Consider the following 24077-nt stretch of genomic DNA (forward strand, 5'->3'; position numbering starts at 1 on the left):
TTGAATTCTCATATGGTCGGGGGCAGCAGCCGATTAGGCGCGAACATCCCCGAGTTTGCTGATCATGTTGCGCTGGCGCTCGTTTTCACTTTCGAGCGACCGCGTAACGGATTGATACGTGCGAAGAACATCAATCATCTGCGTCATGGCGCTGATCGGATTGACGTTGGATTTCTCAAGTGCGCCCTGAACAATGCCGGGGTTTTCAACGATTTCGACATCGACTTCATATTCGCTGCCGTCATCGTCCAGTTCCACCGGTGCGCGATAAAGGGTGTCACCCGTGACGATCATTCTCTGAACGTTATCAACGGTAACAACCTGCAGCTTACCGACTTCGCCAATATCGGTGGAAACCGTGCCGTCACCCTTGATTTCGATCTGGCCATCCGCCTCGTTAAAGAACATCGGCTGCCCCGCATCGCTCAGGACCGGATAGCCATCATTGGTGATCAGCTGTCCGCCCGGGTCGAGGGTAAAGTTACCGTTGCGGGTAAATTGCGTACCTGTCGGGGTCTCGACCGCAAAGAACATGTCAGGCTGGCTAAGCGCCACATCAAGCGGTCGGTTGGTATGTTCAATATTGCCCACCGTCGTATTGCGGTACTGGGAAATATCCTGAACCAGGGAAATCTCGCGTTCTCCACGAAATGGGGCATCGCGGTTTTTCGCGACCCAATCGGTGAACATCATGCGCTGTTCTTTGTAACCGGTCGTGTTCATGTTTGCCATGTTCTGCGACAAGTTATCCATCATGCTGCGAAGCGTCTTCTGACGGGACAGCGCAATATATGATACGTTTTCCATAGTCGATTTCCCTTTGGGGGCTGTAACTTCCCCAGCAGAAATGCGAATGGCGTGCCAATTCATTTATCATATTGAAAATTAACACTAAAATGTAAGTTCGGCATTTGTTGCCGGGCATGATCCTGGTGATTTACCCAGAGAGTTCGTTTCGTGAAGCCGCTTGCTGGAAAAAGTTTTCCGAGTGCGATGATCCTGATCTGGTTTAAGTCGAACAGCGTTCATTCGAAGCGGCAATTTATTCCGATCACACTTCGGCAGGCCTTTTACCGCAGATGCTGCGATATCAAATATAAGGGATATCAAAAGTTAATCCGGCTTTGGATTGGTTAGAGGCTTCAAGCGCAACGGATTTTTAACATGATAGCGTTATGGCTTTTAATCCGGCACAGTGTTTGCTGAATATACCGGGATGGTATGACGACAGAACCTTAAGCGCGGGAAATTGCGAAGAGATGGGCGACGAAGTCGACGAAATAGAAATGGACTCTGGTGGCGGTGGCCGAAGCAAGAAGATGCTGGTCGTTGTCATCTTGCTGGTATTGCTTCTGCTGGGCGGTGCGGCTGCGGCCTATTTCACAGGGCTGTTGCAGCCGGTGATTGATATGCTCACGGGCGGTGATGGTACGCAAACCGAGGAAGTCATTTCTGAAGACTTAATCGAAGACGCGCCCGGCGTTCCCGAAAATGTCGGTTTTGTCGATTTGCCAGAAATTCTGGTGAACCTGAATACAAGTGGTGGCAAACAAAGCTATCTGAAAATTCGGGTAAGTCTGGAAGTCAATGATCAGGCGATGCTGCCGCAGGTCGAACAGATGATGCCGCGCATTGTTGACAACTTCCAGGTTTACCTTCGGGAATTGCGCCCCGAAGATCTGTCCGGATCCGAAGGCATGTTCCGACTGCGTGAAGAATTGTTGATCCGCGTCAGTGCTGCCGCGAAACCGGCCAAAATTAACGACGTTCTGTTTAAGGAAATGCTGGTACAATAAGCTTGTAGCAGTGCGAATGCCAAACTCAGGAAGCAATCGCAAATGGCTGATGAAGACGATGATGATGCTCTCGCCGCTGAATGGGAAGCCATGGCGGGAGACGGGGATGGTGGAGACGACGGCGGCGAGGATATGGCCGCCGAATGGGAATCCATGCTCGGCGATGATGACGGTGACGATGGCGGCGGTGACGATATGGCCGACGCCATGGGCGGCGGCACATCTGCGCGCGTTCTGAACCAGGACGAAATCGATAGTCTTCTTGGCTTTGACGATGGTTCGGGTGCAGGCGACCAATCGGGTATTCAGGCGATCATCAACTCGTCGATGGTCGCCTATGAACGACTTCCGATGCTCGAGGTCGTGTTTGACCGTCTCGTGCGTATGATGTCGACCTCACTGCGTAACTTTACGTCTGATAACGTTGAAGTGTCGCTTGATAACATTCTGTCTTTGCGTTTCGGTGATTATCTGAACTCGATCCCGCTGCCCGCCATGCTTGGCGTATTCAAGGCTGAGGAATGGGATAACTATGGCCTGCTGACGGTTGACTTAGCGCTGATCTATTCGATCGTGGACGTGTTGCTTGGTGGTCGTCGTGGTACAGCGGCAATGCGTATTGAAGGCCGTCCTTACACGACGATCGAACGTAACCTTGTCGAACGTATGATCCACGTGGTTCTGGGCGATCTTTCGGCGGCGTTTGACCCGTTGAGCCCGGTAACCTTCCGGTTCGAGCGCCTTGAAACAAACCCGCGTTTTGCCACCATTGCCCGACATGCGAACGCCGCAATTGTTGCGAAGCTTCGCATCGATATGGAAGACCGTGGTGGTCGGCTTGAGCTTCTGATCCCTTATGCGACGCTGGAGCCGGTTCGTGAGCTTCTGCTGCAGATGTTCATGGGTGAGAAGTTCGGTCGTGACTCCATTTGGGAAAACCACCTCGCAAATGAACTGTGGCAGACCCATGTTAACCTGTTAGCAGTGCTTGACGAACAGGTGATGGCGCTGGGCGATGTGATCAATCTTGAAGTTGGTAACCGTCTGGTCCTTAATACCGGTCCGACGTCACCTGTCGAAGTACGCTGCGGTGATGTTCCACTGTTCAAGGGGTTGATGGGGCGCAAGGGTGACAGGATCGCAATTCAGGTTCGAGATCGCGCGCGCATTAACGAGGAAGAGAAGTAATGGACTTCGCGTTCTATCTGGATCTGGTGATGATCGTGCTGCTGGCAGCAACGATCGTCTATGCGATTATCCTGAACCGCAAGCTTGCGGCGTTTCGTCGTAGCCGCGAAGACATGCAGAATTTTCTGACCGCGTTTAATGCGGCCAACGAACGTGCGGAAACCTCGATCACGGCGCTAAAGGAAATGGCCGAGCAATCGGGCGAGAAGCTGCGTGAAGATATCGAAAAAGCCGGTGCCTTGAACGAAGATTTGACCTTCATGGTCGATCGCGGTGAAAGCATCGCCAATCGTCTGGAAAAGGCCGCCAGTGACGTTAATGCCGGTCGCCGTACATCTGGCGCAGCATCGGTTAAGGTCGATGATGCGCCAAGTGTAAATGCGCCGAAGAAAGCCGGTGCAGGCGGCCTTGGTGGTATGATGCGCGCGGTCAAGGATCGTCCCGATATCATTGATGATCGCGATACGGTGGGTGTTGAAACCCGAGCCGAAGAACTTGCCGCACGTATGATGGGCGAGATCGAGCGCGGATCCAAAGGCCCGGCAGATGACAATTATGACCGCGATTATGATCGTGATTTCGATCGCGAGGAGCCGTCACTGGGCAATGGATCAAGCGGGTCTGACTTCTATGATCAGGATGAAGATGCCGGTCGATCTGAAGCAGAACGTGAGTTGCTCGCAGCCCTTCGCTCTGTCCGCTAGGGACTTTGAAACGAGATTGCCGTATCTTTCGCGGCCTTGAGATTATGAGTTTTCTTTTTATCTAAAGAGTGTGACGTCATTCTGATAGAATAACGAGAAATCAAGCGAGAAGGAGCATAGGCACAAAGTGCCGTAATGCTTGGGTGAGTGAATGTCTGGTGTGCGTATTTTGCCGTTGGTCGTTTTGGTCGGCCTGATGGTTTTGTCGATGCGGGTGGTCAACCTGTTTTCGGGTGGATCGGGTGACACCGAAACCGTTCAGAAAACCGGTGTGAGCATGGTGCAAATGGCGCAAGCACAAGCACCGGCGACCGAACCCACCGCTGAAGAAGCTGCGACCCCTGAAAATGGTGATCCGGGGCTGGATGATCCGGCTGGCATGACCATGGAGGGGGATGTGTCTGACGTGCCGCCAACGCTTGGTGGCGATCCCACCCTGTTTACCCAGGAAGAGATTGATCTGCTTCAGAACCTTTCCGTGCGCCGTGGTGAACTTGACCGCAAGGAGCAACGCCTTGATGAGCGCGAAAGCCTGATCGCGGCCGCAGAAGCACGTATTGATGCCAAAATCGAAGAAATGAAATCCTTGAAGTCAGCCATCGAAGGTTTGGTTGAAACCAAGGAAGTCCAAGAAGACGATCGCATCAAGAAGCTGATCAGTGTCTATGAGAAGATGAAGCCAAAGGATGCAGCGCGCATCTGGAATGATCTTGATATGGATATCCTGCTGCAGGTTGCCTTGGGTATGCGCGAGGCAAATACCGCTGCCGTGCTGTCGCAGATGACCCCGGATCGTGCGCGCGCTCTGACCGCTGAATTGGCCTATAAACAAGACATCAACATGCTGCCATTGCAATAGGCGGCAAAATGACGAAGAATTGCCGGTGCGATTGTCGTTTCATCAGTGACCGAACTGGCAATTTAATGAGAAGAGCCAATGTGATGGCGGGGTTTGATATTGGGTTAAAAACCTTGATTAACCAATATTAAATATGTACATCACGATTATGTAGGGGCCTTGTCACATCGTATAGGATACCGTGACAAGGGTGGGAGATCAGATAGCTGATGGAGTTGTGAATGGCCGTCGATCCGAATATGCCGATCCTGATTGTGGATGATTACAAAACGATGTTGCGTATCATCCGTAACCTTCTGCGGCAGCTCAACTTTACGAATATTGAAGAAGCAACCGATGGCAGCATGGCGCTTCGCAAGCTGCGTGAAGCTCCGTTCAGTCTTGTTATTTCTGACTGGAACATGGAGCCGATGACGGGCCTTCAGCTTTTGAAGGAAGTCCGCGCTGATGCCAAGTTGAAGGACCTTCCCTTCATCATGATTACTGCTGAAGCCAAGACCGAGAACGTTGTCATGGCGAAAAAAGCAGGCGTATCCAATTACATCGTCAAGCCGTTCAACGCTGAAACGTTGAAGGGTAAAATGAAGACGGTTATTGGTGATTTCTGATCAGGAGCGCGGGGCATCAGTCCCGCGATACCGCTATGTCCAAAGCGTCCAAGGACGAACTTCGGAAGCTGTTGAACGATCTTCGCAAGCGACTTGAAGGCGATGATCTGAAAGTTGAGCAGCTCTCTGAGCTGATGGATCAGCTTTCACGCTTCATGGGTGAAAAGCCGACCGAAGACCAGCAACGCCTGTTTGGCGAACTTGACGAGCTTTCCGGCATCATTCGAAAGATGAAATCGGAAATCGCGTCACTCCGTCCGGACGATATCAAGGCTGAATACATCCCGAACGCCACCGATGAACTCGATGCGATTGTGGATGCAACGGCCGGGGCAACCCATGAAATTCTCGATGCGATGGATACGCTTGAGGAATTCGCAGGATCCCTGCCGCCAGAACAGGCCGAGATCATTACCAACGCCACCATGCGCGTCTATGAAGCCTGTAACTTCCAGGATATTACCGGACAGCGTACGACCAAGGTCATCAAGGCGCTTAAATCTATTGAAGAGCGTGTTGAAGGTCTGGTTACTGCATTTGGTGACGAAATTGCCAAATATGCTGCTGCTAATCCGAGAAAGAAAAAAGAAGCCGAAGGCGAAGAGGCTCTGCTGAACGGTCCACAGCTTGAAGGCAAAGGCGTTTCACAGGCTGACATCGACGCGATGTTTAACTAAGTGGCGTTGACATGGCGGAGATAGAGGACGACGGACCTACACCACCAACACCCCCTGCGAACGGGGCTGTGGCGTTGTTTCTGGCGCTCTATCTTCTGCTATTGGCCTTCTTCATTCTGCTCAATACCATCTCGACCTTTGAAGAGGTCAAAACCCGCGAAGTGCAGGAAAGTTTATCCTCTGCCTTTGCGGCTATTCTTCCGCCAACGACCAGTCTGCAAACCGTGACCTCAATCGAAGGTCCGGTTGTAGCAGCTGAAGACACCCAGGAAAAACTTGGTCATTTGTTTGATACAGCGATCAAGGTCGTCCGTGTCGAGGTGATCCAGCCCGGCAAGCTGATGGAAATCATCATGCATGTCGATCAGCTGTTTGATCCCAATTCAATCCTGATCCGCGAAAGACAGGCAAACTTCATGGAACAGCTGGCAGAGGTGCTGGCCGATGAAGAAGGCTATGCGTCTTACGATATGGAAATGGTGATGGGCAGTCAGCTTGGTTCCAAGGGCACGATTGAAATCGAAAACAACCTTCAGATCGCGCGTGCAGGTTCATTCGCCCGCGAACTGATTGATGTCGGTGCGCCACAAGATCATCTCTATGTCGGGATTGATCCGGGTGCAGACCCGTTTATTGCGACCTTCCGTTTCTTCTGGAACTTCGGGCCAAAAGAACCGCCTGAGCCGATCGAACGGACATCCAATCAGCCGACGCTGACGCCATCAGGCAATGGTTCCTCTGGTGGTACGAACGGTGCTGCGCCGTCAGCCGGGCAATTTATTCCCCAGCGCATGAGCATTCCGCTGCCCGGTGCGAAATCAGCCTGTTGTTAATCAGCCGATCCCGCTCGGCCCGCAAGCCGGGGGAGGTGGCTGATGAGTGACGAAATCAAACGCGATAACAAACCAAGTGGGCCGCCGGTTTGGATGCTCAGCCTTGCGGATTTGATTTCGCTGCTGCTGACCTTCTTTGTGATGCTGTTTGCCATGTCCAAGGTCAAGATTGACCGTTGGGACGAGGTTGTGGATGCGCTTTCACAAAGCATCAAGCCATCACCAAAAGAAGAAAGCGACGAGCCTGTTGCCAATCTCAATATTCCGCGTGTTTATCGCAAACCTGCGATGAATCTTGATTACCTGAGTGCGGTGATCGACGACGCGATTGATGACAACCCGGTTCTGGGCGATGCGCGCATGTCGCGTGATGCAGATAAATTGGTGATTTCGCTGCCCGGTGATATCTTGTTTGTCGCAGGAAGCTCGGACATGACGCCGAAGGCGCAACAGGCCTTGTTCGTGTTGGGCGGGGTGTTGCGAAACATCGGTAACCGAATTGGTGTCCAGGGGCATACAGACCCGCGTCCGTTAAGCGGTCGGGGACAATATGCATCAAACTGGGAATTGTCGCTGGCCCGTGCCGGAGCCGTCGCGAACGAATTAAAGCGATCCGGTTACACAGATTACATAAATATTTACGGATTTGCGGCATCAAGATACGACCAGCTTCCCAAACTCCTCGATGAGGAGGCGCGATTTACAATGGCGCGCCGGGTCGACATTGTAATCGAGCCTCATAGCGGAAGCGGGATCGGAGGCACGTAAGTATGGCGAAACTTGCCGTGCGCGTCCTGCTGGCGGTTGCTATTGCGACCTCCACGGCAATCATTTTGCCTTACAGCGGTACGCGTCCAGCAACGGCCCAGGTTGTGGATCCTGTTATTATCCGCTCCGGGCTGCATAACGGCTATGGACGAATTGTTCTGCAATGGAACAAGCCGGTCAATTACAGCGCTGAAATCATCGGCGACCAGCTTGTTGTGCGTTTTGACGAACCTTTGGTCGCCTCCTTGCGCGGCGTTTTAAACCCGGTTTCCAAATATATCTCTGATGGCTTCTTTGATCCGGATGGGCGCACCATCGCCTTTGTGCTGAGCGATGATTACGAAGTGCGCGCTTTCAATGTCGGCAGCAACGTCGTGCTTGATATCCTCGATAAACCGCAAGCAGCACCGGCACCAACGCCCGCCCCACCTGCGCCGCGTCAAGCATCTGACAGCCCGCAAATTGCCCCTGCACCGACAACACCTGTCGAGACGGTCGCAAGCCCGCAAGACACCGCGGATGTCAGAACACTTGATGTCCGCGTTGGACGTCATCCGACATTCTATCGTCTGGTGTTTGATTGGCCGAACCGCACTGATTATGCGCTTGAGGGTGATCAAGGATCACAAACCATCGCCTTTAATGCACCGGCAAGAATTGATGCGACCGATATTTCCCGTCGCCTGCCTGAAGGTGTCCGGATCACACAGGGCAGTTCCAGCCCCTTAGACGTGGTGGTCGAAACCATGCCTGCGCGTCAATTGCGCCATTTCCGGTCAGGCAACAAGGTCGTTGTTGACATCATGGGCGCACAGCGCGCACCTGCGACAACAGCTGCGGAGCGCCGTTCTACAGCGCCACAGACCGGATCAACCACCAGCGCGCCAACACCCCCTGAAAGTGCCGCACCTGCAGCACCAACCGCTCCGTCCGCACCACCTGCGACGCAGAGCGCAGATGCGCCATCAACCGAACCTGCAACTCCGGTCGTTGACGAAAACCTTGATCCAACCTCGCCAGAAGCATTGGCGCAGGCCGCAAATGCGCAAGCTGCTGCTAACCGTGACACAACAGGTGATGGTACCCCGGCGGTGCGTGAAAGCATTGGCGACCTGCCTGTCACGGTCCAGCAGACCACGACAGAGCTGACCCTTGGTTTCCCGTTTGGTCAGGATGGTGGTGCAGCGGCTTGGTCACGCGCAGGCTTTTTGTGGCTGGCGTTTGATGTGCGTGCAAATCTCGACATGGACACGGTTCGTCAGGAAGCAGCACAGATCGTTGGTGTGATCGAACAAATCGATAGCCCGTACGCCACCATTGTTCGCATGACCATTCCTGAGGGCATTGGCCTTTATACGACACGGTCAGGTGCTGGCGATTGGAGCATTACCTTGCAACAAGGGCGTATGCAGCCGGTTGAAAAGCTTGGGCCGTCGATTGAGCTTGATGAGCAGACCCGCGCACGCCTGATTGTGCCGCTCGAAGATGTTGGTCCGATCATTCCGATTGATGACCCCGAGGTCGGCGATACCCTGCGTGTTGTCACCACGACCCAAAGTGGTTATGGCATCGAAGTTGCCCTGCGCTATCCGGAATTTGAAGTTCTGCCTTCGGTTCAGGGCGTCGTTGTTGCTCCGATGAATGACAGTGTTCAGGTCGCAGACCGTGATGACGGGCAGGCGGTGATTGTCACCGCTGCGGATGGTCTTAACATCTCGCCAGAAGGCGCGCGTCTTTTGGCATCCGCCACAGGTGTTCGTGCAAGTACCGGGGATGGCCGCGAAGGTCTGATCTTTGATCTTGATGATTGGCGCCGTGGTGGACTTGATAATTTCAGCCGTACCATCCGCCAATTGCGTGGCGATATTGCCGAAAGTGGCGATGAACACCGCAACAAGGCGCGTATTGAACTGGCGCAATATTACCTTGCCAATGGTCTGGGACCAGAAGCCGATGCAGTTGTTTCCGCGATGGAAGGCGACGATCCGCTGATTGCCCAGAAACTTCAGTTCCGTGCGCTTAAGGCTGCGGTGAAGTTTCTTGATCGCGAATATGCCGAGGCAGAGCGTCTTCTTGACGATGAACGCCTGCGTGCCATTCCGGAAATGCGCCTGTGGCGCGCTGTGACGCTGGCCGCGCGCGGGCGACCGAATGAAGGCGCGCGCGACCTGCTTGAAAGCGTGCATATCCTTGATTACTACCCGCCGGAACTTCTTAGTCGACTTGGCCCGCTGGCAACCGAGCAGGCCTTGATTGTTGGCAATCCGGAAGCGGGTATGGACCTAATCGAAAAGATGCTGGTCACCCCGGGCTTGAGTAAATCCAAGATCATGGATGTTCAGTATCTCAAGGGTATCTTTGAAGAAGAAGCGGGCGAGCTCGAACAAGCGGTCGCGACCTGGGATCAGGTGGCTGAGGGTGATAACCGCAAGGCCCGCGCACATGCGATCTTTGATCGTACTGAACTTCTGATGCGCCTCGAACGCCTTACGACCGAAGACGCGATTGATCAGTTGCAGAAACTTCGCTTTGCATGGCGTGGTGATGCGTTCGAGATGGCGTTGCTTAAACGTATTGGCGAACTTCAGATCGAAAACAAGGACTTCCGTGAAGGCCTCAATACCCTGCGTCAGGCGGCAATCTTCTTCCCGAACCGCCCGGTGGCAACCGAAGCCACCGATATGATGCATACGACCTTTGAGAACCTCTATCTGGGTGACGAGATCAATAACATCTCGGCGATCAAGGCGATTGCACTTTATGACGAGTTCCGCGAGTTGACCCCGGCAGGTGAAAAGGGCGATGAGCTTATTCGCAAGCTTGCTGATCGTATGGTCGATGTAGAGCTGTTTGAACGCGCTGAGGAACTGTTGGAGCACCAGGTCGACTTCCGCCTTTCCGGCGTCGAAAAGGCCCGTGTTGGTGCGCGTTTGGCCCTTGTTTACCTGCTTGATAGCAAGCCCGAAGAAACCATTCGCGTGATTGATGCGACCGAAGATCCCGGTGTGTCCGAGGAACTTGCAACCCAGCGCCGCCAACTGCGTGCACGCGCCTTGCTTGATACGGATCGCGGCGTTGAAGCCATTGCATCGCTTGAAGGCGATCTGTCGCGCAATGCCGAATTGCTGCGTGTTGATCATTACCGTGAAACGCGGGACTACATGTCTGCGGCTGAAACTTTCCAGCGTCTGGTTGGTGAAGACCCGATTGATGAAACCGGCACCGTTTCGGACGAGCGGGGGCATTATCTGCTGAACTGGGCGGTCAATCTTGCCATGGCAGGGCAGGAACGCACACTTAATATGCTTAAGCGTCGCTATGGCGATGCCATGGCACAAGGCCCCTATGCTCAGGCATTTAGCCTGATCACGTCATCCCCGACACAAGGGTTGATCGATTATCGCACGCTTGCGGACAAGGTTGACGAAGTAGAAGACTTCCAAGGTTTTCTCGCAACCTATCGTGATCAGTTGGAAAAATCGCAGCTTAGTGCTATAAATTAACCTTCGATAAATGTATCGTGGCACCGATTTCGCGTAAAAGCGGGCTTAGTGCCCAGTATCTGTTGGGTTTTTACAGGGTAAAGAGTGTAGTGCTGTGATGGATCGTGCACTTAAAATGGTCTATTACGATGAAGCAAATGTCGAAAAAGACATTTTTGCCCAGCTTTCGCTTGCCCAAAAGCATTTCCAGGGCGACGGGATGCCGCGTGATGAGTCCGCGACCCGCCGCATTCTTGACCAGAATTCACCGCCAAAGCCGTGCGTTTGCGGCCGTTTGCTATGGCTATATGCGTTCCAAGGGACTCGGCGTTGGCGAGGATCTTGGCGAAGGTCAGCAATGGTACCGTGAAGCCGCCTATTGGTTCCACGAAGAAGCCTCTGCTGGTGGATCGATCTCGGCCAACAATCTTGGATATCTTTATGCCAAGGGCCTTGGTGTTCAGGAAAACGCCGAAACAGCAGCGCATTGGTTTGAAGAAGCGATTGAATTCGGCTCGGTCGCAGCCCTTTATAACCTTGGTGTTTGCTATCTGAACGGCTGGGGCGTTCCCCAGGATGACGAGAAGGCAATTGAATATTTCGAACGCGCGAGCGAGTTGAACGACCCGTCCGCTGCCAGTGTTCTTGCCTATCTGTATCTTGAAGGACGCGGTGTGCGCCGTGATCCATCCAAATCATTTGAATACAACATGCGTGCGGCCCGTGCTGGCAGTGTCGAAGCGGCATCTGCCCTTGGCTACGCCCTTGGTGTTGGTCTGGGCGCTGAACGCAATATCGCCGAAAGCATCAGCTGGTTTGAACTGGCCGCAAGCGAAGGTGACGCTTATGCGCAGGCCAACCTTGCGATGTATTTCTGCCATTCATCGGATCTCAAGCTGTTTAACCGCGGCTGGACGATGTTGACGCATGCCTGTGATCAGGGCGACGTTTCTGCGAAATATCAGATGACGCAAATCCTGATTTTTGGCGTGCCCCATCGCGAGCCGGATTATCCAAGCGCGCTTGATCTGGCGATGGATTTAGCCGAGCTTGGCCATCCCGGTGGTTATCACCTGATCGGGGTGATGTATGAACATGGTCTGGGTGTGCCGGTTGATATGATCCGTGCTGCGACTTGGTATGAACGCGCCGCTCGTAAGGGATCGGCAAACGGTCAGGCCGCCCTTGGTCGTCTTTATGCGATTGGAAGCGGTGTCGAGCAGGATAATGTCCTTGCCTATTACTGGCTGCGCATGTCCGCTCCGACAGAAGGCAGTCAGGCGCAGCGCGAAATGGGCGCGATCCATGCCCGCATGACCGATCGTGAACGCCAGACGGCGGAAAAATACGTTGCTGATAATCCAGGTCCGCGTCGCGGGAGCTTTGGCCTTAAACCGCTTGAGCAGGATGTTTTCAAAACCGGCCGCCGCAAAGGTTGAGCACGGGAAAGCTGGGCGCAAAGCCCAAGTCTAGGGAATGAAGAAGCCGCCAGCATATGCCTGGCGGCTTTTTTTGATATGAGCATCCCAGATGCGGTCGCTAATTTCCGAAACTTTCGACAAGCGACCCTGCAATCAGATACCAGCCATCCACCATCACAAAGAAGATCAGCTTGAATGGCAGGGAAATGATCACCGGTGGCAGCATCATCATACCCATCGACATCAGGATACTGGCCACCACCATGTCAATGATCAGGAACGGGATAAACAGCAAGAAGCCGATCTCGAACGCGCGGCGCAATTCACTGATCATAAAGGCCGGGATCAGGGACCGCAGCGGAATGGTTTCAGGCGTCGTAACTTCAACACCGGCCAGATTGACAAACAGCTGAAGATCACGTTCGCGCACCTGTGTCATCATGAAATCATGAACCGGGCGGACGGATCGTTCGAACCCTTCAAACTCGTCAATATTGCCGTTGATCATCGGCTGCAGACCTTCGTCCCAGACGCGTTCCAAGGTCGGCATCATGATGAACAGGGTCAGGAACATCGCAAGGCTGATCAGAACCTGGTTTGGTGGCGACTGCTGAATGCCAAGGGCGGTCCGCAAAAGGCTCAAAACCACAATGATACGGGTAAAAGACGTCACCATCATCAGGATGGCAGGTGCGATGCTCAGAACCGTGATCAGACCGATCAACTGAATCAAGCGGCCAGATGACGTCACACCGGGCCCATCGCCCAGATCAAAATTGAATGTCTGTGCCTGAACCGTGTCACCGCCAGCAAGGATCGCGATCAAGGGGATCAGCGACCAGATCGCGCACAGCGTTAACCAGCGCGGTGCGCGCCAGCCGGTCCTGGCCGGTTTGGTCATCTCAGTGCCGGGCATCGAGGTGTTCTGATCGCTCATGCAGGCGACTTCCTGTCATTCGTCTCCACGGCGTCATCCGCGGTGTTTGTTATATCTGCGTTGGGGACCGCGTCCTCAAGTCCGTTCAGATCATCTGTGCTGATCAGATCGGTAAAGTGGGTGCCAATATTGCGCTCAATGACCGTGTCACCGGTCGGGCCCAACATCACCAGATGTTCGGTATCATCGCGCTTAAGCAGGACAAGGCGGCGTTTGGTATCAACGGGAATGACTTCAACCACCGAAAGGCGGCGTTTAACGCCCCGTCGGTTGATGTTGCGCGCACCCGGGACAAAGCGGCGTGCCAGCAAGGCAAACACACCAATGATCCCCAATACAAACAAAAGGGCGGCAACAAACCGGAAATAGGCGCTTAGTTCCATCAGGTAGCTTTCCCCGTGAACAACCTGTTTGGATCACCCGGTTCCTGTGCCATCTGGCGCGGCGACCGGCGATCTTGCAGTTCTGTTTAACGTGCCACGGGCATGCAGGCAAGCTGTGACACGTCCAAGGATAATGCCCGGCACGTTTGAAATCAGCCAGTTAAGCCTAATTCCACCGGCGCAGGTTACTTCGTGCGTGCTGCCTGCGCATAGGCGTTGGTCGCCTGCGCGGTGTTGCTGATACCGCGCAGCTGGCGCTGGATATCGGCATATTCTTTTTGCATGTGGCTCTCAAACTGACCCAATTCATCGGTCAGGGCTGCGAGAAGCGGGGCGACTTCCTGGCGCTGGGCCGGGCCCATGGAGCGCGCCTGATCACATAGATCAGCAATGCGGCTTTCAAGGGCGGAAAGTTCCACCACCTTGCCATCTTCAAGGTACCGCTGGCTGGTCCGGATCAGGGACAGGACGCGTTTGAGATCCTTTTTGAACTGATCGGGCATGAATTGTTCAGGGCTCATGATTGGTCTTCCCCGTTTCGATCATTTGATGTTGCCGCCATGACCTGATCGGTTGGATCGGAATGGCTGCGTGACGGACCGCCGTAAATCCGGTTGATCCGATATATATAGTTCAAAATTTCGGCGACGGCGGCAAAAGCCTCCAGCGGGATTTCGCTTTCGACATCCACTGCCATCAGAATTTCTGTCAGATCACTGTCTTTACGGACCTTGATCCCGTTGGCAAAGGCAACTTGCAAAATCTGTTCCGCAACGCTGCCTTCACCCTTTGCACTCAATGTCGGGGCATTGTCCCGCCCATGCTGATACCGAAGTGCGACCGCCTTTTGGTCGTGCGTACCGGGCGCTGCAAGATTTTCCGTCTTGCTGGCCGGGGTATCGGTAATGTCAAAGGTGGGCTTTTTCCCGCTCATCCGGTCCTTCAATTCAGGACGTGTTGCCGTGTCTAATGGGCTTTCTGCCCAAACAGCGTCGACCATAGAACAAAGATGGTCAACAAATCGTTGTTAACGCACCATGTCCGGATCAAAGCCGATAATTCATAAAACAGGGTTGAGAGCAGATCGGGTCATGATCCTGGCTACCTGCCCAGATAATGACGGTGCCTGAATGCAGGCAGAAGGGGCGGGCCGTGGGATATCAGCATCGGCTGACTTGGCCCGGTGATTTTACTTTTCGCCGGCGTCTGCGTCAGCGTCGCTTTCTTCTTTGTTGGTGTCCTTGGCCGGGCTGCCAACACCTCCCAGATGGCGAATGATGTCTTCGCTGACTGCCGCAGAACGGTTTTCGTCCTGAATGCGGTCATAGAGTTCGCGTCGAAGAACCTGAACATCTTCGGGGAAGGTGAAGCCAAGCTTTACGGTCTTGCCACGGACCTCAACGACGGTGACTTCGATATTGTCGTCAATGACAACGGAGTCGCCAACTTTTCGTGTGAGATAGAGCATGCAGTGTCCCGGTTTCGATAGATGACAAAACTAAATTTGTCAGACCGGCTCAATATGCCCGCTTTCAAACGCGGGGTCTAGTACCCGCAGTAATGCAAATGAAATGTGGGCAAATTCAAAGTGCTTTTCGGTTTTGGCACGGCACATGCATTTCTTTTGGCAGGATCAGACGGGGCGGCAAATTCAGCCTAAACGATGATCCCGGTCCCAACGGGGCGTGACGTTAACTTCGGCTTTACCCGCGCCATCAATACTCGGCAGTGCGAGACAAGGAGCAGGAAATGGATATCGGCAAACTTGGCATGTTCGCCAACATGAAAGAAAAGATGGACTGGCTGACACAGCGCCAGGAAGTCATTGCGCAGAATATCGCCAACTCCGATACGCCGAATTACCGCGCCAACGATCTTAAGGAATTCGACCCGAAAACCATCGGCCGCGACCGCCAGTTCATCCTTGCGATGCAGGCGACCACGCCGGGCCATAGTCAGGGTCTGAACAAACCGCAGAACTTCAAGGACGAAGAAGTGCGTAAGAACTATGAAGTCGCGCCGGGCAAAAACGCCGTCATCCTTGAAGAACAGATGGTTAAAATGAACGAGAACCAGGTCGATTATCAGACCATGACCCGTTTGTACGCAAAGCAGAAATCCATGTTCATCTCGGCCCTTGGCCGCGTGTAACCCGTAAGTAGAGAGTTAGAAAAATGGAACTTTACAAGGCTTTCAAAATCTCTGCTGCTGGTATGCGTGCTCAGGGTACGCGTCTTCGGATCGCTGCAGAAAACGTTGCCAACGCGGACAGCTTGCCGACCGCACCGAACCAGGACCCGTATCGCCGTAAACTCCTGACTTTCAAGAATGTCATGGACCGCGAAGTCGGTGTAGAGATGGTCAAGGTCAATAAGGTAATGCCTGATCGCTCCGATTTTGGTATGAGATACGAACCAAGCCATCCGGCTGCCAACGATCAGGGCTATGTTCAGACCCCGAACGTTGAAACGCTGGTCGAAATGATGGATATGCGCGAAGCACAGCGTTCCTATGAGGCCAACCTCAATGTGATCCAGTCATCGCGCAGCATGTTGCTTAAGACCCTTGATATCTTGCAGTAAGCATTCGATATCTTGGGGACGGACGACGTTTAAGGATTAAGACCGATGGTTGCCAGCTTCAACGATGCCATTTCTGCCTACCGCAATGCGGCTGCGGGCAAGACGAATACCGTTACGGAAACCGTAACCGGCACTGGCACATCTGTGAACCCGGGGGAAAGTTTTGCCGACATGGTCAAGGGCGTGGCACATAATGCACGCGAAACCATGACTGTCAGCGAACAGATGACCCAAAAGGCCATCACCGGTGATGCGGAACTCCACGAAGTGGTCACGGCGGTATCGGCGGCCGAGGTTACCCTGCGTACCGTGGTCTCGGTTCGTGACAAGGCCGTTGAAGCCTATCAGAGCATTCTCAACATGCCGGTCTGATCGGTGTGAAGCCTATTTGATGCGCAAGCCGTACGATCATCGTGCGGCTTTTTGCTTTTAAGTCCCGCCTCAAAGAACCATTTGATAATGCAGGAAATCATGGCGTTCCCCGTGACATATCCTGTATGAAGGACAAGGGCGGATAATGATCGCCCATGTGACGAGATCGCGACACAGGAAGACCCGATGGATCAAGCTGAAATCATGGACGTGGCCTATGACGCGGTGTGGACACTGCTCAAAGTAACCACGCCGTTGATGTTGATTGCGCTTGGTGTCGGTCTGATCATCGCATTGTTCCAGGCACTCACCCAGATTCAGGAAATGACCCTGACCTTCGTGCCAAAGATCCTGGTGATCTTTATCGCCCTTCTGGTCCTGTTACCGTGGATGATGACCGAAATGATCGAATTCATGGGCCGAATGGTCGACCATTTCATTGGCTTGCCCAATTAGCGACGAAACCGGGGCGCATTCTTTGCGCATGACGTAAGGCAGTCGAAGACAGCATGGATCTTCAAGAACTACTTACCCTGAATGTTTATGTCGTCCTGATGAGTTTCGCCAGGGTGGGGGCGGCCTTTGCCTTCATGCCGGGCATTGGATCGCGCGCGGTTCCGGCCCGTGCACGCCTGTTATTTGCCTTTTGGGTGGCGATTGTGATTTCACCCTTGGCAGGGCCTTTGTTTCCGCCCCAACCGGCGGATGCACCGTCTTTGCTGCTTGCCCTTGGTTATGAAATCACGGTCGGGCTGTTCTTTGCGCTGTTTGCCCAAGTGATGATGGCGGGCCTTCAAACTGCCGGGTCAATTATTGCCTATCTGTCCTCGATGGCGAACGCCTTTACCGCCGACCCGCTTTCTGGTGCGCAAAGTGCGGTCACGGGTAACTTCCTGCTGCAAGTTGGGCTGGTTTTGATGTTTGCCACCGGGATGGATCACCTGATGATCCAGGCCATTTTTGAAAGCTACACGCTGTTTCCGCCCGGCGGAGTCTTGCCGGTTGGTGATATGAGCGAGTTTTTTGCCAACGCGATCAATGACAGCTTCACCATCGCCGCCCAAATGTCGGCACCGTTCCTGATTGTGGCTTTGTGCCTGCAGATTGCCTTGGGTTTGCTCAATAAGCTGATGCCGCAATTGCCAGTATTCTTTGTCGCCATGCCGGTTCAAATCGGTCTGGCGCTGGTATTGTTGACCTTGGCCCTGCCATCCATGATGATGGTCTATCTTGCATATTTCGAGAACGGGCTTGAGGCGTTTCTCAATCCGTAGGGTGATTTCGGGCGTAGGCGTGCCCCAGATCGCCAAACATGGGTTTGCCAATGGCAGAAGAAGACGACAGCCAAAAGACAGAAGACCCCACAAGTAAAAAGCTTGAGGACGCGCGAAAGAAAGGTCAGGTGCCGGTTTCCAAGGAAGTCGGTAACTTCATGATCCTGTTCGGCGGTGGTCTTGTCATGACCATGATGGGACCCGTCATGGCCGAAGGCGTGCGTGATCTGTCTCTGGCTTTCATCGAATATCCCCATCGCATTGATGTCAGCTTGGCGGGCATGCCGGACCTGTTTGAGAACGTCATTCTTGGCATGCTTTGGGTGCTGGGTATCCCGTTTGTGTTGCTGGTGTTTTTTGCGGCGGCCGGGCATCTGGTTCAAAACGGCATTGTGGTGGCAATCGATCGCATCGAACCAAAACCTGAAAAGCTCAATCCGTTAAAGGGTCTCAAGAACCTCTTTTCGATGAAGAGCATGGTCGAGTTCATCAAGAACGTCTCCAAGATCATTCTGGTTGGCGTGGTTCTGTCTTTGGTGATCATCCCCGAACTGGTCGATATCGAGCTGTATCCACAGCTTTCCCTTGGTCTGACGCTTGAGCGTTTGTACGACATGATCGTGATTTTGCTGATTGCGACCATCTCCTTGACGGCGGTGATTGCCGGGCTCGACTTTGCCTATCAGCGCTATGAATTCAACAAGCAGATGAAAATGTCCAAGCAGGAGATCAAGGACGAATACAAGCAGACCGAAGGTAGCCCGGAAATCAAGGCCAAGGTCCGCCAGATCAGGATGGAACGCGCCCAGCAGCGCATGATGTCAAACGTGCCAAAGGCCGACGTTGTCATCACCAACCCGACGCACTTTGCGGTTGCCCTGCAATATGATGTCGGCGCCATGGCGGCCCCTGTTTGTGTCGCCAAGGGCCAGGACAATATCGCGCTTAAAATTCGTGAAGTCGCCGAAGAACACAATATCACGATCATGGAAAACCCGCCGGTTGCCCGCGCACTGTTTGCCACGGTTGAAGTCGATCAGGAAATCCCGCCAGAACACTATAAGGCCGTCGCCGAGATCATCTCCTTCGTGTTCCGCCAAAAAGGCAAGAAGCTCGGCTGATTGCGCCAGCCTCCCAGTTTGGATCTGCATTACCGCCAAATTGTGCCTAGTTTGGCATTCCAATAATTTTTGATTGCAACGATCCAGATCAATCCCTGTATCCGCCAAATGTTGTATTGCACAATTATGGTTTTCAAATAAAACCATAGATACTATACATATGGTTTGAATTTGGTTTTTGCCGGTGCCGCATGTTGCGCGGGTTGATAGGAATAAGTTTATGAACTTAAGGATTTCCGGGCAAATTGCCCTGTCAAACGCGATCATCGTCGTGATGCTGATTGCGGTAGCCATTGGTATAGGTATCGTGAATTCCGATGGCCGCCGTGCGACGCATGAGGCTGCTGCAATCGGCGTGGTTGCCAGCACGGATATCCCTGAACTGATCAAGGCGATTGAAGATGCGCGATACAACATCGTTCAGGTGCAGCAGTGGCTGACCGACATCTCGGCAACTCGTGGGCTTGATGGACTTAATGACGGCTTTGACGAGGCCGAAGCCGCCGCCAAGGGGCTTGCTGTAAACCTCAAAGATGCCGAAGCACTTGCCACCAAGCTTGATCAGCCCGATCTGGTTAAGGCCCTTTTGGGTGTAAAAGCCGCATTCCCGGCATTTTATTCCGCCGGCAAGACCATGGCGCAGGCTTATATCGACGGTGGTCCTGCCTCTGGCAACAAGATGATGTCGAGTTTCGATGAAGCAGCCGACGCGATGTCGGAGGCCTTGGATGATGCTGTAACGAAGACCGAGGATTACGCATCTTCGGTCGAAGCCGAACTGGTTGAAAAGCTTGTCGGTCTTGAAAACAACGTTCAGTCGATCTTCATTCTGACCACTGTTGTCACCATCGCATCAATTATTGTTTGTGCGCTGATTGCCTGGGTGATGCATCGCCGTATTTCAAAACCGGTGTCGGAGAGTGTCGGCATGCTGGCACAGCTGGCCGATGGCCGATATGACATGACGCTGAGCCAGTCTACCCGGACCGACGAAATCGGCGATCTTGTGCGCGTGATGCATGTGTTCCGTGAAACCGGTATGAACAACGTCAAAATGCGCGAACAGCAGGAAGCCAACCGTCTTAAGGCGGAACAGGAACGCCAGCAGTCGTTGATGCAGATGGCGGAGCGCGTTGAAAGCGAAACCCGCCGTGTGGTCGAAACCATTTCCGGTCAAACCAACGAATTGGCCGGTGCGGCCCAGCGTATGTCAAAGTCTGCCGACCTTGTTCAGGGCAATTCGCAAACCGTGGCCGCGGCGTCTGAGCAGGCCCTGGCAACTGTTGAGGCCGTTGCGGGTGCAGGTGATCAGCTCAATTCATCGCTTGGTGAAATTAACGGTCAAATCGCGCGTGCCAATCGGGTAAGTGAAGACGCCGTTGCCGCAAGCCGGTCAACAGAAGAAACCGTTTCCCAACTGGCTGATAGTGTGCGTGGCATCGGCGAAGTGGTTGAACTTATTTCGGGCATTGCCGAGCAGACCAACCTTCTGGCGCTGAACGCAACGATCGAGGCTGCACGTGCTGGTGATGCGGGCAAGGGCTTTGCGGTTGTGGCACAAGAAGTCAAAAACCTTGCGACCCAGACCAGCCGTTCGACCGAGGAAATCACCCGTCAGATCGCGGAAATTCAGGCCGTCACGGACACTGCCGTTCAGGCCGTGGCAACGATTGCCGAGAAAATCCACGAAATGGATGAAGTCTCGACCGCAATTGCGGCCGCAGTCGAAGAACAAAGTGCGGCTACCTCGGAAATCGCACGCAATGTGAATGAAACCGCGTCTGCGTCGCGCGAAGTTTCCAGCCGCATCAGCGAAGTCTCCGCCGAGGCATCCGGCACCGGTCGCCTGGCATCCGAAGTTGGTGATCTGGCCGACAAGGTCGCCGCAGCGGTGCGCGACCTGCGTCAGGTTCTGGTGGAAGTTGTTCGTACCTCGACCTCTGATGTGGATCGCCGAACATCAAAACGCCATCCATCCAAGGCCGATATTGCCTATAGCTATGGTGGGAAATCCCTGCGCGGTCGTCTTGAAAACGTCTCGGAAAAGGGGGCGCTTCTGGTCACAAGCGATAGTGTTGCTGTTGGTGGCAAGATCGAGATCGATATGCCAGGCATCAGCAAACCCGTTCGCGCAACCATCCGCAACGTCACCAATGACAATGTCAGTGTCGAATTTGATGGCACGACGCTTGATGACGGCCAGATCAGACGTTTGGCAAGCTAACGCCACGCGGCGCAGCCTGCATGTGCTGACTGTTTGCTAAAAAATCTTTGTGAAAGGCAGGGCCGTTCTGGTGCCTGCCTTTCGTGCATTTGGAAGATGGCGTGATATCTGGCGAACCGGGGGGATCAAACTTGCCGGTAGCCAGTCGGGCGATAAGCAGCTAAAAGTATAGACTATTTTGATAAGTTATTGTCGTTAAAGGCGGTCGCGTGCTGTTTCGGGGGCTCATCCTTGCTGTAAGTGTCGCATTTCTTGTGTTTGTCTTTGTCCTGATGGATGTTCTGGCAAAGGCAGGCCTTGATGCGCGTCTGATGTGGATCATCGGTGCCATGGTCACCGGTGTGGCGATTATTGCCGTTGCTGCATTGTCGCTTTCCGCACGTTGGCGAAATGGCGGGCATGACGAACTGGCACCGCTGGTTGCGGGCCTTGCCAAATCCGATATCGGTGTGGCGTTGATCGATGCCTATGGCCGCACGATCTATGCCAACCCGGCCTTTCCCCAGAAACTCGGTATCGAACCGGGATCAGACATGCTTTCCGCGCTTGAAGCGCGCCTGTCGTTCCTTGGGATCGGCAGTGACGAGCTGGCGGAACTCCGCACGCGCGCCATGCGCGGCGAAGGCGGGCAGATGTTTGTTGATCTGTCGCGTTCAGAAAAATTCGAAGCGACTGATGATGCCGCAAGCGAAGATGCTGGCGATGAAACCGCATCTGATGCCGATGCAGATGATGCCTCTTCCAAGTCTGATGCGCCTGATCAGGATGCATCTTCGAACAGCAGCGCAGCACTGCGTATTTCTGTAACTGCGGCCAATGCGCGCGCCGGTCAGATGCTTTGGACGGTCGATGGTGTGGATGGTGAACTTCTGGCTGATGGCGGTTCATCACTTCTGATCGCGCCTGAAGAAAGCCAGCCGACCTTTGCGCTGAGCGCACCGCAGGCAGCCGAAATGGCATCGAACCTTCCAGTCGCGGCTGCCGCAGGCGGGTTTGAGCATGCCGATCAGATGATTGAACGTCTGCCGGTCGGGGTCTGTGGTCTGGATGAAGAAGGCCGCATTCTTTATCTCAACCGTCGTCTGGCCAGCTGGCTGGGTGGAGAGCCCGAAGACTTTAACAATGGATCGGTCGAACTAGCTGATCTGATTGTTGGTGACGGCATCAATGGCGAAGTCAAATTCAAGGTCGCCGGTGGCGAGCCGATCCGCTGCTTTGTCACCCATTCGATCAATGCGCCGGGCACTGGCCCTGTGCGCAGTCAGGCCGTGATCTTCCCTGATCCGATGCCGGCTCATGAATGGGAACATGCCCTGGCAGAGACAGAACGTCGGGTGCGCTGGTTCTTTGATGAAAGCCCGCTTTCCATCGTTCTGGCCGATATGTCGGGCACTGTTACCGATGCCAACCGCGCATTTATCGTTACGGCGGGGCAGAACCACGCAAATGTTGTTGGTCGTTCGATCCTTGAGCTGATCCTGCCCGAAGACCGCGACGAAGTGGCACGCTATCTGTCCAAGGCCGTTATGGGTATGGGCAAGGGGGGTCAGATCGAAGCCCGCCTTGCCGGTGCACGCGGTGTGGCAGCGCAAATTTATCTGCAACGTGTGGCGGGCCGTTCGGGTGAAGCCGGTGCGTTGCTTCTGAACTTCCTTGACACGACAGAACAGAAGAACCTTGAGGAACAATTTGCCCAGTCCCAGAAAATGCAGGCTGTTGGTCAGCTTGCCGGTGGGGTGGCGCATGACTTCAATAACCTTCTGACCGCGATGATCGGCTTCTGCGATCTTCTGCTGTCGCGCCATGGGCCGGGTGATCCGAGCTTTGCCGACATCATGCAGATCAAACAGAATGCCAATCGTGCTGCCAATCTTGTCCGGCAGCTCTTGGCGTTCTCGCGTCGTCAGACATTGCAGCCAAAAATCATCAACATCACCGATGCGCTGGCCGAGATGTCCAATCTGCTGCGCCGCCTGATTGGTGAGAAGATCGATCTTAAGGTCAGCCATGGCCGCGACATCGGCCTTGTAAAAGTCGACCCGGGTCAGCTTGATCAGGTCATCATCAACCTTGTTGTGAATGCGCGCGATGCCATGGCGGGCGAGGGCGGAACGCTCACGGTTCAGACCAGTTCCGAAATCGTTGATGAACCGACCGCGACCGGCACTGAAGTCATCCCGCCGGGCGATTATATCGGCATCAAGGTCACCGACACCGGCATTGGCATCCCCAAAGACAACCTGACCCGCATTTTCGAGCCCTTCTTCTCGACCAAGCAGCGCGGCGAGGGCACTGGTCTTGGCCTGTCCACGGTTTATGGTATCGTCAAACAGACCGGTGGCTTTATCGCGGTCAACAGCGAAGAAGGCAAAGGCACGACCTTTACCATCTATCTGCCGCGCTATGAGGCGTCCGAGGCCGAACTTGCCGAAACCCAGGCCGTGATCGAGGAAACCCCGTCACGTGATCTGACCGGAACGGGCGCGATCCTTCTGGTCGAGGATGAAGACGCGGTGCGGACCTTCGGCGCACGTGCACTGCGCAGCAAAGGCTACGACGTGCTTGAAGCCAATAATGGCGACAACGCGCTTGAGGTGCTTAATAACACCGACAAGACCATCGACCTTGTAATTTCGGACGTGGTGATGCCGGGCATTGATGGCCCGACGCTTGTGCGTATGCTGCGCGAGAAGAAGCCGGAACTTAAAGTCATCTTTATCTCGGGCTATGCCGAAGATACCTATCGCGACGAGCTTGATGAAGAAAACGGCGTGCATTTCCTGCCCAAGCCGTTCTCGCTCAAGGACCTCGCGACCAAGGTCAAGGAAGTCTTGTAGGGCTGGTTTTA

Annotated in this window: 24 protein-coding genes; 18 read left to right on the forward strand and 6 right to left on the reverse strand. The window is 54.0% G+C overall.

Annotated features, from left to right (window positions below):
* Window positions 1-33: 33 nt before the first annotated feature.
* Window positions 34-807 carry a flagellar hook-basal body complex protein gene (locus ACMZ66_RS10375; RefSeq protein WP_416937065.1) on the reverse strand — a complete coding sequence of 258 codons (774 nt, stop codon included), beginning with the start codon at window positions 805-807 and terminating at the stop codon, window positions 34-36.
* 452 nt (window positions 808-1259) lie between these two features.
* On the opposite strand from ACMZ66_RS10375, the gene ACMZ66_RS10380 reads away from it, so the two are divergent.
* The 10 genes from ACMZ66_RS10380 to ACMZ66_RS10425 all read left to right on the forward strand — a co-directional run bounded on the left by ACMZ66_RS10380 (window position 1260) and on the right by ACMZ66_RS10425 (window position 12354).
* Window positions 1260-1796 (forward strand): flagellar basal body-associated FliL family protein, encoded by a 537-nt coding sequence (locus ACMZ66_RS10380; RefSeq protein WP_416937067.1) that lies wholly within the window; start codon window positions 1260-1262, stop codon window positions 1794-1796.
* Window positions 1797-1838: 42 nt separating this feature from the next.
* Complete coding sequence (fliM, locus tag ACMZ66_RS10385) at window positions 1839-2984, forward strand: flagellar motor switch protein FliM (RefSeq protein WP_416937069.1); 1146 nt, start codon at window positions 1839-1841, stop codon at window positions 2982-2984.
* Window positions 2984-3688: a DUF6468 domain-containing protein gene (locus ACMZ66_RS10390; RefSeq protein ID WP_416937071.1), complete on the forward strand. Its 705-nt coding sequence runs from the start codon at window positions 2984-2986 to the stop codon at window positions 3686-3688. Before fliM ends, ACMZ66_RS10390 begins: the two co-directional genes overlap by 1 nt.
* Window positions 3689-3839: 151 nt before the next feature.
* Window positions 3840-4547, forward strand: a complete 708-nt coding sequence (locus ACMZ66_RS10395) for a MotE family protein (RefSeq protein WP_416937073.1) — start codon at window positions 3840-3842, stop codon at window positions 4545-4547.
* Between the two features lie 221 nt (window positions 4548-4768).
* Window positions 4769-5155, forward strand: coding sequence for a response regulator (locus ACMZ66_RS10400; protein WP_114098493.1), 387 nt, complete (start codon window positions 4769-4771; stop codon window positions 5153-5155).
* Window positions 5156-5190: 35 nt separating this feature from the next.
* On the forward strand, window positions 5191-5832 hold the full coding sequence (locus ACMZ66_RS10405; RefSeq protein WP_416937075.1) for a protein phosphatase CheZ: 642 nt from the start codon (window positions 5191-5193) through the stop codon (window positions 5830-5832).
* An 11-nt stretch (window positions 5833-5843) separates the two neighbouring features.
* A complete protein-coding gene (locus ACMZ66_RS10410; protein ID WP_416937077.1) occupies window positions 5844-6665 on the forward strand; it encodes a hypothetical protein in 822 nt (273 codons plus the stop codon).
* 42 nt (window positions 6666-6707) lie between these two features.
* On the forward strand, window positions 6708-7433 hold the full coding sequence (locus tag ACMZ66_RS10415) for an OmpA/MotB family protein (protein ID WP_416937079.1): 726 nt from the start codon (window positions 6708-6710) through the stop codon (window positions 7431-7433).
* 2 nt (window positions 7434-7435) lie between these two features.
* Window positions 7436-10936 carry a hypothetical protein gene (locus tag ACMZ66_RS10420; protein ID WP_416937081.1) on the forward strand — a complete coding sequence of 1167 codons (3501 nt, stop codon included), beginning with the start codon at window positions 7436-7438 and terminating at the stop codon, window positions 10934-10936.
* A gap of 209 nt (window positions 10937-11145) precedes the next feature.
* Window positions 11146-12354, forward strand: a complete 1209-nt coding sequence (locus tag ACMZ66_RS10425) for a tetratricopeptide repeat protein (RefSeq protein WP_416937083.1) — start codon at window positions 11146-11148, stop codon at window positions 12352-12354.
* A gap of 100 nt (window positions 12355-12454) precedes the next feature.
* Here the strand turns inward: ACMZ66_RS10425 and fliP are convergent, their stop codons facing one another.
* From fliP to csrA, 5 genes are all read right to left on the reverse strand, one after another.
* Window positions 12455-13237, reverse strand: coding sequence for a flagellar type III secretion system pore protein FliP (gene fliP / locus ACMZ66_RS10430; RefSeq protein ID WP_416937211.1), 783 nt, complete (start codon window positions 13235-13237; stop codon window positions 12455-12457).
* A gap of 32 nt (window positions 13238-13269) precedes the next feature.
* The gene (locus ACMZ66_RS10435; protein WP_416937085.1) at window positions 13270-13656 is read right to left on the reverse strand and encodes a FliO/MopB family protein; all 387 of its coding nucleotides are present in this window, start codon (window positions 13654-13656) and stop codon (window positions 13270-13272) included.
* Between the two features lie 185 nt (window positions 13657-13841).
* The gene (locus tag ACMZ66_RS10440; protein ID WP_416937087.1) at window positions 13842-14177 is read right to left on the reverse strand and encodes a hypothetical protein; all 336 of its coding nucleotides are present in this window, start codon (window positions 14175-14177) and stop codon (window positions 13842-13844) included.
* The gene (locus tag ACMZ66_RS10445; RefSeq protein ID WP_416937089.1) at window positions 14174-14590 is read right to left on the reverse strand and encodes an EscU/YscU/HrcU family type III secretion system export apparatus switch protein; all 417 of its coding nucleotides are present in this window, start codon (window positions 14588-14590) and stop codon (window positions 14174-14176) included. The genes ACMZ66_RS10440 and ACMZ66_RS10445 overlap by 4 nt, the downstream gene beginning before the upstream one ends.
* Before the next feature lie 255 nt (window positions 14591-14845).
* Entirely contained in the window at window positions 14846-15124 is a 279-nt protein-coding gene (csrA, locus tag ACMZ66_RS10450) for a carbon storage regulator CsrA (RefSeq protein WP_416937091.1), read from the reverse strand.
* A gap of 281 nt (window positions 15125-15405) precedes the next feature.
* On the opposite strand from csrA, the gene flgB reads away from it, so the two are divergent.
* The 8 genes from flgB (at window position 15406) to ACMZ66_RS10490 (ending at window position 24066) form a co-directional block, all read left to right on the forward strand.
* A complete protein-coding gene (gene flgB, locus ACMZ66_RS10455; protein WP_416937093.1) occupies window positions 15406-15807 on the forward strand; it encodes a flagellar basal body rod protein FlgB in 402 nt (133 codons plus the stop codon).
* A gap of 23 nt (window positions 15808-15830) precedes the next feature.
* Window positions 15831-16238 (forward strand): flagellar basal body rod protein FlgC, encoded by a 408-nt coding sequence (flgC, locus tag ACMZ66_RS10460; RefSeq protein WP_416937094.1) that lies wholly within the window; start codon window positions 15831-15833, stop codon window positions 16236-16238.
* A gap of 45 nt (window positions 16239-16283) precedes the next feature.
* A complete protein-coding gene (fliE, locus tag ACMZ66_RS10465) occupies window positions 16284-16610 on the forward strand; it encodes a flagellar hook-basal body complex protein FliE (protein ID WP_416937096.1) in 327 nt (108 codons plus the stop codon).
* A gap of 186 nt (window positions 16611-16796) precedes the next feature.
* Window positions 16797-17066, forward strand: coding sequence for a flagellar biosynthesis protein FliQ (gene fliQ / locus ACMZ66_RS10470; protein WP_033068899.1), 270 nt, complete (start codon window positions 16797-16799; stop codon window positions 17064-17066).
* 53 nt (window positions 17067-17119) lie between these two features.
* The gene (gene fliR, locus ACMZ66_RS10475; RefSeq protein WP_416937098.1) at window positions 17120-17884 is read left to right on the forward strand and encodes a flagellar biosynthetic protein FliR; all 765 of its coding nucleotides are present in this window, start codon (window positions 17120-17122) and stop codon (window positions 17882-17884) included.
* 50 nt (window positions 17885-17934) lie between these two features.
* Window positions 17935-19005: a flagellar biosynthesis protein FlhB gene (gene flhB / locus ACMZ66_RS10480; protein ID WP_416937100.1), complete on the forward strand. Its 1071-nt coding sequence runs from the start codon at window positions 17935-17937 to the stop codon at window positions 19003-19005.
* A gap of 220 nt (window positions 19006-19225) precedes the next feature.
* Window positions 19226-21229: a methyl-accepting chemotaxis protein gene (locus tag ACMZ66_RS10485; RefSeq protein WP_416937102.1), complete on the forward strand. Its 2004-nt coding sequence runs from the start codon at window positions 19226-19228 to the stop codon at window positions 21227-21229.
* A gap of 209 nt (window positions 21230-21438) precedes the next feature.
* Entirely contained in the window at window positions 21439-24066 is a 2628-nt protein-coding gene (locus tag ACMZ66_RS10490; protein WP_416937104.1) for an ATP-binding protein, read from the forward strand.
* Window positions 24067-24077 lie beyond the last annotated feature (11 nt).

The organism is Thalassospira sp. (assembly GCF_048059015.1).
Taxonomy (GTDB): Bacteria; Pseudomonadota; Alphaproteobacteria; order Rhodospirillales; family Thalassospiraceae; genus Thalassospira.